The organism is Streptomyces sp. R41 (genome assembly GCF_041053055.1).
In the GTDB taxonomy this organism is placed as follows: Bacteria; Actinomycetota; Actinomycetes; order Streptomycetales; family Streptomycetaceae; genus Streptomyces.
This window is the reverse complement of the sequence record NZ_CP163443.1, coordinates 9,390,723-9,403,011: the sequence shown is the minus strand read 5'-3', so window position 1 is coordinate 9,403,011 and position 12,289 is coordinate 9,390,723. Positions and strand designations below refer to the sequence as shown.

At 70.4% G+C, this 12,289-nt stretch carries 7 protein-coding genes and 2 pseudogenes; 6 read left to right on the top strand and 3 right to left on the bottom strand.

The window, feature by feature from the left end:
* Nucleotides 1-15 precede the first annotated feature (15 nt).
* Nucleotides 16-780, top strand: a complete 765-nt coding sequence (locus AB5J53_RS42715) for a hypothetical protein (RefSeq protein WP_369250957.1) — start codon at nucleotides 16-18, stop codon at nucleotides 778-780.
* A gap of 226 nt (nucleotides 781-1,006) precedes the next feature.
* Nucleotides 1,007-1,555: a hypothetical protein gene (locus AB5J53_RS42710; RefSeq protein ID WP_369250956.1), complete on the top strand. Its 549-nt coding sequence runs from the start codon at nucleotides 1,007-1,009 to the stop codon at nucleotides 1,553-1,555.
* 118 nt (nucleotides 1,556-1,673) lie between these two features.
* On the opposite strand, the pseudogene AB5J53_RS42705 reads toward AB5J53_RS42710, so the two are convergent.
* Nucleotides 1,674-2,075, bottom strand: a pseudogene (locus tag AB5J53_RS42705) (hypothetical protein); the annotation flags it as partial.
* Between the two features lie 797 nt (nucleotides 2,076-2,872).
* Between AB5J53_RS42705 and AB5J53_RS42700 the strand changes: the two are divergent.
* From AB5J53_RS42700 to AB5J53_RS42685, 4 genes and pseudogenes are all read left to right on the top strand, one after another.
* Nucleotides 2,873-3,535 carry a class F sortase gene (locus AB5J53_RS42700; RefSeq protein ID WP_369250955.1) on the top strand — a complete coding sequence of 221 codons (663 nt, stop codon included), beginning with the start codon at nucleotides 2,873-2,875 and terminating at the stop codon, nucleotides 3,533-3,535.
* Between the two features lie 395 nt (nucleotides 3,536-3,930).
* Nucleotides 3,931-5,169: a glycosyltransferase gene (locus tag AB5J53_RS42695; protein ID WP_369250954.1), complete on the top strand. Its 1,239-nt coding sequence runs from the start codon at nucleotides 3,931-3,933 to the stop codon at nucleotides 5,167-5,169.
* A 189-nt stretch (nucleotides 5,170-5,358) separates the two neighbouring features.
* Nucleotides 5,359-7,530 carry an RNA polymerase recycling motor ATPase HelR gene (gene helR, locus AB5J53_RS42690; RefSeq protein WP_369250953.1) on the top strand — a complete coding sequence of 724 codons (2,172 nt, stop codon included), beginning with the start codon at nucleotides 5,359-5,361 and terminating at the stop codon, nucleotides 7,528-7,530.
* A 6-nt stretch (nucleotides 7,531-7,536) separates the two neighbouring features.
* Nucleotides 7,537-7,829: pseudogene (locus tag AB5J53_RS42685) on the top strand (glycosyltransferase); the annotation flags it as partial.
* Between the two features lie 207 nt (nucleotides 7,830-8,036).
* On the opposite strand, the gene AB5J53_RS42680 reads toward AB5J53_RS42685, so the two are convergent.
* Both AB5J53_RS42680 and lysX read right to left on the bottom strand, forming a co-directional pair.
* Nucleotides 8,037-8,879, bottom strand: a complete 843-nt coding sequence (locus AB5J53_RS42680) for a polysaccharide deacetylase family protein (protein WP_369250952.1) — start codon at nucleotides 8,877-8,879, stop codon at nucleotides 8,037-8,039.
* An 80-nt stretch (nucleotides 8,880-8,959) separates the two neighbouring features.
* Entirely contained in the window at nucleotides 8,960-12,238 is a 3,279-nt protein-coding gene (gene lysX / locus AB5J53_RS42675) for a bifunctional lysylphosphatidylglycerol synthetase/lysine--tRNA ligase LysX (RefSeq protein ID WP_369250951.1), read from the bottom strand.
* Nucleotides 12,239-12,289 lie beyond the last annotated feature (51 nt).

The window sequence follows — 12,289 nt, the reverse complement described above, 5'->3', positions numbered from 1 at the left end:
CCCCTGGAGGCACCCTTGTCGGATTGGCTTGTTCTCGCCCTCGCGATGGCTGCCGCGTGTGTCGTCGTCCTCATCGTGGCCCTCGTACGCCATCGCAGGGCCCGAGAGGACGAGGATCCGTCCGAGACCCCGGACGTGATCGAGTACATGACGATGATGATCGGCGTGGTCTACGCCATCGTTCTGGGCCTGGCCATCGCCGGTGTCTGGGAGGCCCGCGGCGGCGCACAGGACCATGTGCAGGCGGAGGCCCAGGCACTGCACGAAATCTCGGAGCGGGTCCGCGTCTACCCGCCCGATGTGCGCGACCGCATCCGCGGGGACGTCAACGCGTATGTCGGCCACGTCGTCACGACCGAGTGGAAGACCATGGCCGACGACGGCCATGTGACCGCTCAGGGCGGCCGGCTCTTCGACCGCATCCGCCAGGACGTCACGGACTACCAGCCGAAGACGGACTTCGAGGCGCAGGCGTACCAGCCGCTCGTCGACCAGGTGACGGCGGCGGACGCCGCGCGCAGCGCCCGCGCCGACTCGACGGGGGCGACGATGCCGGGCGTGGTGTGGTTCGGGCTCATCACCGGCGCCGTGGTCACCGTCGGGATGGTCTTCGCGCTGCAGATCCGGCGCACCACCCGCGAGCTGATCCTCGCCGGGCTGTTCTCCGCCCTGATCGCCTTCCTGCTCTTCCTGATCTGGGACTTCGACGCGCCCTACAGCCGGGGGATCACCGCCTCGGCGGAACCGTTCACCGCACTGTTCCCGCACCTTCCCGGGTGACGGACCCTCACTAGACGCTCCGCAGCCGGGGGCCGGGCGCCACGCCGCGCCCGTCCCCCATCTGCATCGACACCGCCCCCCGTACGGCCCACGCGGTTGCCCCATTTGCGCGACTGGGATCGCGCCGGCGCGCGCCCTTTCCTAGCGTTTCGATCGTCGAGGCGCATTTCCGACGCACAGCGGAAAAGGTCCGCAGCAAGGCTCCTCGGGGACCCGGAGGCTCACCATGCACGCGATACGCGTCGCTGCGGCCGCACTGCTGAGCGTCACGGCCCTGACCTTCTCCGCACCCGTCGCCGTCGCCGATGACGGGGACGGGGACGGGGACGACCACAACATCACCCCGTTCGGTTTCAGCGTCCAGCCGTCGACCATCTCCGCGGGCGGCCGGGTCACGCTGCTGCTGAACAAGGACGGGGGGTGCAAGGGCAGCGCCACGGTCTCCTCCGGCGTCTTCGACACCGTCACCATTCGGCCGGGTCAGTCCTCGGCCACGGCCACGGTGGACCGGGACGCAAAACCGGGTGCCGTGTACGAGGTGACGTTCAGCTGCGACGGGGTGAGCGGTCACACGGAGCTCACCATCGCCACCGGTCCTCCAGGCGACCCGACGCCTGTCGCGGTCCCCGCGGAACGGGGTGTCAGGGCCGGTGCCGGCGGCAGTGTCGGCGGCTTCGACCTCAAGGAGATCGGCCTGGGAGCCACGCTCGTCGCAGGCTCCGTCGGTACGGCGTGGTACATGTCGCGCCGCCGCGCCGCGGCCGATGACTCCTGACGGAGCTACGCAGACCTTCGCCCCGGGCCTGCGGAGGGTCCGGGGCGAAGGGTCCCGTGCGGTTTCCGAGGGGGGAGCTCCGGTCCTTGAAGGGGTGGGCCGGTCTCCGAAGGGGCGCTCAGATCCTCTTCTCGGATCTGCGGCGGATCCAGAACACTCCGCCGCCGATGATGGCCGAGGCCACCAGACCACCGCCGATCGCCATGTCGGTGGGCGTGGCGCCCGTGGAGCTGCTGCCGCCGAGACCACCGCGGACACCGCCGATGACCGTGAAGGCGTTGGGGCGGGTCAGGGCGCCCACCCCGACGCAGTCGACCGTGATGTCGTACCAGCCGGGGCGCGCGTCACGGTCGATGGTCGCCGTTCCGCTCGCCGTGTCGTTGTTGCCCGCGACCCGCGAGAGGCTCGTGCGCCGGAACGCGGGCGAGGTCATCGTGCCGCCGTTGCGGCACCCCTCGACCGTCACCGTCAGCCGGCCGCCGGCGGCGATGACGTTGGGCGTGGCGACGATGTTCCTCGGACCCCGGTGGTCGTTGCCCGGCCCGAACCCGTTGTCGTTGCCCGGCCCGAACCCGTTGTCGTTGCCGAACCCATTGTTGTTGCCCGGCCCGAACCCGTTGTTGTTGCCCGGCCCGAACCCGTTGTTGTTGCCCTGGCCGAATCCGTTGTTGTTGCCCTGGCCGAATCCGTTGTTGTTGCCCTGCCCACCCCCATGTTCGTTGCCCGGCCGGAACCCGTTGTTGTTGCCCTGACCAAATCCGTTGTTGTTGCCCGGCCCAACCCCGATGTTGCCGGGCCCAACCCCGATGTTGCCCGGCACAGCCCCGATGTTGCCCGGCACAATCACGGCGCCGCCCGGGCCAACCACATTGTTGTCGCTCTGACCGCCCGCCCCGCCCATACCGTCCGCGACGGCCGCGGGGGCGGCGAACCCGACGACGGCGACCACGGTGGCCGCGGCCGCCAGGGCACGTGAGTTTCGCATGTGATCCTCCGCGGAAGACGCCCCGGGAACCGTCCCCGGTCGATCGGCGAGAAAGCGCCTCCCAGACAGACCCTCAGATGCCCTGCACAGGGCCGCATTTCGAGAATGGTCCGTCCTGGTGAGAAGACACGCCGAGAGAATTCCACACAATCGGATATTGCCGCAGGTCACGGACCGTCAGAAAAAACCTGCCCGTGGCAACTCGGATGGCTCACGACAGATGGACGCCGCCACCCGTTCGCCCTCGCCCCGTCGCCCGTCGGGCATGTTGCACTTAGCTTTCTCATATGCGCGAGTGACACGGCGACGGCCGCGTCGAGAGGGGATTGCGAATGTTTGCGTCCGAGCTGGCCGAAGAGGAGGAGCGGCAGAAGAAGCGCGCCCCATGGGGCGTGATAGCGCTTGTTCTGCTGACCGGCCTGGCACTCATCCGGAATGGTTCCGGTGAGTTCGACGTGGGCCCTCCGCAGCCTGCTTCGGCGGCGGCAGCGGACAGCCGCACCCCTGGCGGTACCTTCTCGAGCGCGCCGACCGCGCTGCCGTACTCGTTGGCGGACCGGGTCAGGATCCCGGCGATCCAGGTCGATGCACCGATCATGCCGGTGGGTCTGGACATCGACGGCTGGGTCGCCGCGCCGCCCCCTGACAACCCGAATCTCGCGGGCTGGTTCACCGGCGCGGTCTCGCCCGGCGAAAAGGGCACGGCCGTGATCGTGGGCCATGTGGACAACACGCGGGGCCCTGCCGTCTTCTACGGACTGGGAGCGCTCAAGAAGGGAAGCCGGATCGACGTCCTGCGCAGGGACGGGAAGACCGCGTCGTTCGAGGTCTACGGCATCGAGGTCTTCGCGAAGAACAACTTCCCCGGTGATCGCGTGTACGGCAGCAAGGGAACTCCCGAATTGCGGGTCCTCACCTGCGGAGGCGGTTTCTCCAAGCAGCACGGCTACGACGGAAACGTCGTCGTATTCGCCCGCCTGGCCGAGGTGCGCTGAGCGTTCCCCGACTGGCTGGGCGAAAGTCCGTGGGCGGAACTTTCGAAGTTCCGCCCACGGACCTATGAGCTCATCACACGATCATGGTTGGGCTCGTTCGAGGCGTCGCCGGCCCAGGCCGTGGAGGTTCGCTTCTCCGCGAGCTTCTCGTTCCGCGGCTGCATCCGCAGGCCCATGGGAGATGCTCCTGGGACGACGCCACCGCCGTACGCGGCGCGGCGCCGCTTCGCGAGGAGGTTGTCCGTCCACGGCGGACGGCAAAAGGAAAGGCAAGGAGGTCACCCACTCCTTGCCACTCTCAACTTATAGCGCACTGGGGGGCTTGCCGCAAGGCCCCTGTCGTGCCGCAGAATCACCGGCCGAGGCCGGAATCTGCGGAAATTGGGAGTCACTCAGTGCGCGTGTTGTTGTCGACGTATGGATCGCGCGGCGATGTCCAGCCGATGGCGGGACTCGCGGTGCAGCTGCGGGCACTCGGCGCGGAGGTGCGGGTGTGCGCGCCGCCGGACAAGGAGTTCGCGAAACTGCTGGCCGGTGTCGGCGTGGAGCTGGTGCCGGCCGCCGAGCCGGTGCGCACGCTGGTGACCGGGACGACGCCGCTGCCGGAGGGCCTGCCCCAGCGCGCCGCCGCGCTGGTCGCCGCGCAGTACGAGGCGGTCGCCGCGGCGGCCGAGGGGTGTGACGCGGTGGTGGCGACCGGCCTGGTCCCGGCCGTGGCCGGGGCGCAGTCGGTGGCCGAGAAGCTGGGCATCCACTTCGTGTACGTGAGCTACTTCCCGACCATGCTGCCGTCGCCGCACCACGCGCCGCACCCGCTGCCGGGCCGGCCGTTCCCACCGGACATGACCGACAACCGGGCGCTGTGGGACCTGAACGCCCTGAGCTACAACGCGCTGTTCGGCCCAGGGCTCAACGCTCACCGGGTGTCGATCGGTCGGCCACCGGTGGACGACGTCCGCAACCACGTCTTCACCGACCGGCCTTGGCTGGCGGCGGACCCGGTCCTTGGGCCGTGGCGGGAGCCGTCGGACCTCGACGTCGTACAGACCGGCGCGTGGATCCTGCCGGACGAACGCCCGCTGCCGGCCGAGCTGATGGAGTTCCTGGACGCCGGCGCACCACCGGTGTACGTGGGCTTCGGCAGCATGCCCATGCGCGACTCGAAGGGTGTCGCCCAGGTGGCCATCGAGGCGGTCCGCGCGCAGGGCCGCCGCGCAGTCGTCGCCCAGGGCTGGGCCGACCTTGGCCTGACCGACGACCGGGACGACTGCTTCGTCATCGGCGAGGTCAACCAGCAGGCACTGTTCGGCCGGGTGGCCGCCGTCGTGCACCACGGCGGCGCGGGCACGACGACGACGGCCGCCCGGGCAGGCGCGCCCCAGGTGGTGGTACCCCAGATCGTGGACCAGCCGTACTGGGCCGGCCGGGTGGCCGCGTTGGGCATCGGCGCGGCACACGACGGTCCGACTCCGACCTTCGAGTCCCTGTCGGCCGCGCTCAAGGCGGCCCTGACCCCCGAGACCCGCGCACGAGCGACCGCCGTCGCCGGAACGATCCGGACCGACGGGGCGACGGTGGCCGCGAAGCTGCTGCTCGACGCGGTCAGCCGAGAAAGGCCGCCAGTGCCCGCGTGAACCACGCGGGATCGTCGAGCCAGGACCCGGAACCGAGAACCTGCAAGCCCTGGCGACCTGAACCGACAACGACCACGGGGTCCACGTCAGACGGAGCGTTGCTCGTCATGGCCACCACGTTCGTCACGCCGGTCCGGACGCCTTGCCGCGCGCAATGGTCGCAAGCGACCTCAGATCGGAGCTAATTGCGTGAGCCCCCTGACTACCAGGGCATTTGACCTTCCCGACCGCCTTTCCCCCAAGGCCGACCCGACGCTGATCGCCGGCGATGAGCAGCACTTCGCGGCCATCGCGGAGTGCCTCGAGCAGTCGATCGCCGAGCTGTCCGACCGCCTCGATGCCGAGCGCAGGTCGCCCGGCGGCATCGGCCGGCAGGCGATGGACCGCGACACGGAGATCCACCGGCTGACCGCTCGCCTGCGCGCACTGCGTCGCTTCGGTCTGGACCTGTGCCTCGGACACATGGTCGGCGCGGACAACCCCGAGCCCGTGTACGTCGGACGACTTGGCCTTACGGACAGCGTGGGCCGTCGGCTGCTGGTCGACTGGCGCTCCCCCGCGGCCGAGCCGTTCTTCGGAGCCACCCACGCCAATCCGATGGGTCTGGCGAGCCGCCGCAGGTATCGCTGGACCCGCGGCCGGATCAGCGACTACTGGGACGAGGTGTTCACCGCTGACGGGCTTGAACGGCACGCCGCGCTCGACGACCAGTCCGCCTTCATCGCCAGCCTGGGCAGCAACCGGTCGGCGAGGATGCGAGACGTGCTCGGCACCATCCAGGCCGACCAGGACGCCATCATCCGGGCGGGATCCCGCGGCGCTCTCGTCGTCGACGGCGGTCCGGGCACGGGAAAGACCGTCGTCGCGCTGCACCGCTCCGCCTACCTCCTCTACTCCGACCCTCGCCTCGCTCACCGTCGCGGCGGCGTGCTGTTCGTCGGTCCCCACCGGCCCTACCTGGCCTACGTCGCCGACGTCCTCCCCAGCCTCGGCGAGGAGGGCGTGCAGACCTGCACCCTGCGGGACCTCGTCTCCGAGGGAGCAGCGGCAACGATGGAGACCGACCCGGACGTGGCCCGGCTGAAGTCGTCCGCGGACATGGTCAAGGCGATCGAGGCGGCCGTCGGCATCTACGAGGAGCCGCCCACCAAGGGGATGACCGTCGAGACCCACTGGTCCGACGTCTGGCTGAGCGCCGACGACTGGGCCGAGGCGTTCGAAGGGGCGGAACCCGGTACCCCGCACAACGAGGCGCGCGACCAGGTCTGGGAGGAGCTGCTCACGATCCTGGTGGACAAGCACGACGAGGAGGCCTCGCCCGCCCTGCTCCGGAGGTCGCTGCGGCAGAACAGGGAGTTGCTGGCGGCCTTCAACCACGCGTGGCCGCTGGTCGAGGCGGCCGACCTCGTCGCAGACCTGTGGTCGGTCCCCGCCTACCTGCGCAAGTGCGCTCCGTGGCTCAGCCCCGACGAGGTCCGCAAGCTGCAGCGCAAGGAGGACCCCCAGGCCTGGACGGTGTCCGACCTGCCGCTCCTGGACGCGGCCCGGCAACGGCTCGGCGACCCGGAGACGGCGCGGCGCAAGCGCCGGCACGAGGCCACCCTCGCCGCCCAGCGCGAGCGCATGGCGCAGGTCGTCGACAACCTGATCGAGGCCGCGGCCGACTCCGGCGCCGACGGTGACGACGGCGAAGGCCTGGTGACGATGTTGCGCGGCGAGGATGCCCAGGTCAGCCTGGTCGACGAGTCCGAACTGCCCACCGTCGAACCGGATCTGCTCGCCGGCCCGTTCGCGCACATCGTCGTGGACGAGGCTCAGGAACTGACCGACGCGGAGTGGCAGATGTTGCTGCTCCGGTGCCCGTCACGGAGCTTCACCATCGTCGGGGATCGTGCCCAGGCCAGGCACGGGTTCACGGAGTCGTGGCGGGAACGGCTCGAGCGGATCGGACTCGACCGGATCAACCTGGCCTCCCTGAGCATCAACTACCGGACGCCGGAAGAAATCATGGCGGAAGCCGAGCCGGTCATCCGGGCCGTGCTCCCGGACGCCAACGTGCCGACCTCCATCCGCGGCGGCGACGTCCCCGTCGTACACGGATCTGCTTCGGATCTGAGCTCGATCCTCGGCACCTGGCTCGCCGCACATGCCGATGGGATCGCCTGCGTCATCGGTGATCCCACATTCCGGGCGACGTCCCGCGTCCGGTCGCTGACCCCGGAGCTGTCGAAGGGGCTCGAGTTCGACCTGGTCGTCCTCATCGACCCAGAGGCGTTCGGCAAGGGCATCCAAGGAGCGGTCGACCGCTATGTCGCGATGACCCGAGCGACCCAGCAACTCGTCATCCTCACGAGCTCCTGACGTCGGCCGGACGAACGCCCGCTCCCGGCCGAGCTGGTGGCGTTCCTGGACGCCGGCACACCGCCGGTGTACGTGGGTTTCGGCAGCATGCCCATGCGCGACTCGAAGGACATCGCCCAGGTGGCCATCGTGGCGATCCGCGCGCAGGGCCGCCGCGTACTCGTCGGGCGCGGCTGGGCGGACCCGGCCCTGATCGACGACCGGGACGACTGCTTCGCCGTCGGCGAGGTCAACCACCAGGCGCTGTTCGGCCGGGTGGCCGCCGTCGTGCACCACGGCGGCGCGGCACCACGACGACGGCGGAACCCGGTGGCCGCGAAGCCGCTGCTCGAGGCGGTCAGCCGAGCAAGGCCGCCAGTGCCCGCGTGAACCACGCGGGATCGTCGAGCCGGGGAAAGTGCCCGGCGCCGCCGCACCGAACGCCACGACGCCCTCATCTCCCTCGCCTGCACCCTCATCCGCCGGCGTCGCCTCGAACGAGCCCAACCGTGATCGTGTGATGGGCTCTATGTGAATCTCCGGCGCGGCACGGTGATGTGGTAGCCGGAATCCAGCAGTTTCGGCAGATAGTTGCGCAACGCCCGGACGCTCTGCGAGCGGTCGCCGCCCGCGTCGTGCGAGAGGACCACGACACCCGGGGCGGCGCCGCTCTCGACCCGGTGGACGATGGTCTTGGTGCCCGGGGTCGTCCAGTCGAGTGAGTCGACCGTCCAGGCCAGCGGTTCCATGCCCAGTTCGGCGCCGATCTGGAAGGTCGCCCGGTTCCAGGCACCATACGGCGCGCGGAACCAGACGGGCGGCTCGCCGTAGGCGTCGTCGATGACCTCGCAGGTGCGCTCGATCTCGGAGTGGATCGCCGAGCGCGAGAGCTGCGTCAGCAGGGGGTGGGTCCAGGTGTGGTTGCCGACGATGTGTCCGTCGTCGGCCATCTCGCCGAGCAGGTCCTTGTTGTCGACGGCCATCTCCCCGCACACGAAGAACATCGCGCGCACGTCGTATTTGCGCAGGGTGCGCAGGATGGCAGGCGTGTAGCGCGGGTCGGGGCCGTCGTCGAAGGTCAGCACCATGGTGTGGCCACGCCCCGACATGCGCAGGAACGGCTGGTGCCTGACCACGGTCCGTGCGGGCGTGTGGCGCGGGGGACCGTATCCGGCCATCGGCTCGAGGCGATAGGCGGAGGGCTTGAGGGCGCGGCGCGCCTCGGGGCCCGAGACCGGAGGGAGACTCCGCACCGGCTTGGCTGCCGGTTCATCGGTCAGGACGCGGGCCATGCCCGCCCCGGCCGCGCCCAGAACGGCGGCGCCGGCGATCAACGCCCGGCGCCGGGTGAGCAGCTGATCCTTTTGCATGACTCATCAGTCACCCCGTGGAACGGCGGCGAAGCTGAGCAACACGGTGCGCACCCACGAAAGCACCCGCTCGGACCATTTCAGCGGCGGCGCACCAGGGGGAACGGCAATGTCTCACGGATCGTCAACCCGGTGAGGAACATGATCAGCCGGTCGACGCCGATGCCGAGGCCTCCGGTGGGCGGCATCGCGTACTCCAGGGCGTCGAGGAAGTCCTCGTCGAGCTCCATCGCCTCGGGATCTCCGCCGGCGGCGAGCAGCGACTGCGCGGTCAGCCGACGGCGCTGCTCGACCGGGTCGGTCAACTCCGAGTAGGCGGTGCCCAGTTCCGTGCCGAAGGCGACGAGGTCCCAGCGCTCGGCGAGCCGCGGGTCGGTGCGGTGCTGCCGGGTCAGTGGGGAGACGTCGGTCGGGAAGTCCTTGTAGAACGTGGGCAGCTGGGTCTTCTCCTCGACCAGTCGTTCGTACATTTCCAGTACGACCTCGCCGCGACCGTCGTCCGCCGTGTACGGCACGCCTGCGCGGTCGCACAGCCGCAGCAGCGTCTCCAGCTCGGTGTCGGCGTCGACCTCCTCCCCCAGGGCCTCCGAGATCGCGCCGTACACCGTTTTGACGGGCCAGGGCCCCGAGATGTCGTACTCGGTGCGGTCCTTGCGGGCGATCGGCGCTCCGAAGGCGGCGGTCGCGGCGCCCTGGATCAGTTCGCGGGTGAGGTCGAGCATCACGTCGTAGTCGGCGAAGGCCTGATAGGCCTCCAGCATCGTGAACTCGGGGTTGTGCTTGTAGGAGACGCCCTCGTTGCGGAAGGTGCGGCCCATCTCGAAGACCTTCTCCAGGCCGCCGACGCACAGCCGCTTGAGGTAGAGCTCGGGTGCGATGCGCAGGTAGAGGTTCAGGTCGTAGGCGTTGATGTGGGTGGTGAAGGGCCGGGCGTTGGCGCCGCCGTGGATCTGCTGGAGCATCGGGGTCTCGACCTCCAGATAGCCGCGGTCCAGGAGGCCCTGGCGCAGCGCCTGCACGGCGGTGGAGCGGGCGCGTACGACCTGGCGGGCGTCGGGGCTGGACACCAGGTCGAGATAGCGGCGGCGCACCTTCGTCTCGGGGTCGGCGAGGCCGCGGTGTTTGTCGGGCAGCGGGCGCAGGCACTTGCCGGTGAGCTGCCAGGAGGTGACGAAGACGGTGCGCTCGCCCTTGTCGCTGACGCCCGCGAGACCGTCGGCGCTGATGTGGTCGCCGATGTCGACGTCCTGCCGGAACCGGTCGAGCGCGGCCCCGGACTCCCTGCAGGTGAGGGCCAGTTGGAGGTCGCCGGACCAGTCGCGCAGCACGGCGAAGAGGATGCCGCCGAAGTCGCGTACGAGGATGACGCGCCCCGCGACGGTCACGCGCGCGCCCTCGCGGACGTCGGCGAGGGCGTGGGTGCGCGGGGGGATGCCCACCGGGTAGGGATCGGTGCCGTCGGCCCGCAGCCGGTCGAGTTTGCGGTGCCGGATGCGGACCTGTTCGGGCAGGCCCGCGGTGGGAGCGCCGACACCGGCCTCGTCCCCTCCGTCGAGGCCGAGGTCCGACAGCGACGGCAGGCCTTCGGTGCCGGCGGGTTCGGGGCCGCTCTTCGCGTGACCCTTGCCCCAGAGCTTGCGCAGCGAGGGCACGGAGACGAAGCCCTCGGCGATGCCGGACGCGAGGCCGATGCGGGCGAGGGAGCCGGTCTCGCCGTAACAGATGAAGCGCGGGTACCACTCGGGGTGGTACTTGGCGTTGGACCGGTACAGCGCCTCCAGCTGCCACCACCGGGAGAAGAACAGCAGCAGTCGGCGCCAGAGCCTGAGCACCGGCCCGGCGCCGATGCGGGCGCCCTCCTCGAAGACCGAGCGGAACACCGCGAAGTTGAGCGAGATGCGCCGCACGCCGAACTTCCCGGCGACCGCGCACAGCTCCGCGACCATGAACTCCATGACCCCGTTGGGTGCGCTGCGGTCGCGGCGCATCAGGTCCAGCGAGATGCCGTCGCGGCCCCAAGGCACGAAGGAGAGCAGTGCGAGCAGCTTGCCGTCGCTTCCCATCGCCTCGACGAGGAGACAGTCGCCGTCCCAGGGGTCGCCGAGCCGGTCGAGGGCCATCGAGAAGCCGCGCTCGGTCTCGGTGTCGCGCCAGGCGTCGGCTCTGTTGACGATCTCCTCCATCTCCTGGTCGGTGAGGGTGGAGTGGCGGCGTACGCGGCACGTGGCGCCGGTGCGTTTCACCCGGTTGACGGCCTGGCGTGTGACACGCATGTCGCGGCCGTCCAGGTCGAAGTCCGCGACGTAAAGGATCGCCTCGTCACCGAGCTGGAGCGCGCCGAGCCCGGCGCGCGCGAACGCCTTCGCACCGTCCTCGGAGGCGCCCATCACGGCGGGCGCCCAGGCGTAGCGGCGGGCCACGTCCAGCCATACGCCGATGGCGTGCGGCCAGGCCTCTCGGTCGCCGACGGGGTCCCCGCTGGCCAGGCAGACACCGGCCTCGACGCGGTAGGTGACGGCGGCCTTGCCGCTGCGCGAGAAGACGACGGCCTTGTCTCGGCGGGTCGCGAAGTAGCCGAGGGAGTCCTCGGCGCCGTACGCCCGGAGGAGGGCGCGGATGCGCGGCTCCTCGTCGCCGTGCAGGGCCGACTCCAGGCGCTGGGAGCGGAAGAGCGTGGCGGCGGCGTTGAGCAGGGCGAGGGCGCCGAACAGGCCGAGGACGAAGGACAGGGCGCGCGGCGGGCGCCCGTCGAAGGAGCGCCCGGAGACCAGACCGCCGCAGACCCGGTTGGCCGCCCAGAGCAGCCGCTGGCCCTCCGGCAGCGTGCCGGGGAAGAGCGCGACCAGCCCCCAGCCGACCAGGATCGACACGCCGAGACCGGCCAGGAGCACGGCCAGCGCCCGCCACACGGCGCCGCGCCGGTGGGCCGCGTAGAACTCCTTGCGGGCCACGATCAGCAGCACCAGCGCGAGCGCGCAGACGACGAGGGAGGGGATCGACTCGGCGTACAGACCCAGCGCGACGCCGAGGACGTCACCGAGGATGAGGAGACCGAGGTAGACGACAACCAGCCACCAGGCGACCTTCTTGCGGGCGGCGGTCGCGCCGGCGAGCAGGAAGAGGAACACGGCGTACGCGAGGTTGGCGCTGACCGGGACGGTCAGCAGGTCCAGGAAGCGCACGACGGGGCGCAGCAGCCGTCGCAGGGGCTCGATGAAGGCCAGCAGGACGCAGAGCACTCCGAGCGCGCCGAAGAACGCCGCGAAGCCCTCGGGCACCTTGCTGAGGACGCCGCTCCGGGACGGCCGTATCGGGCCTGTGGTGTCCTTCGGTGCGCGGGCCTCCACGGTGGCACTCATGGTTTCGACTGTAGGAAGCGCGGCGCGTGCCCGCCCGTCGAGCGAGATCAC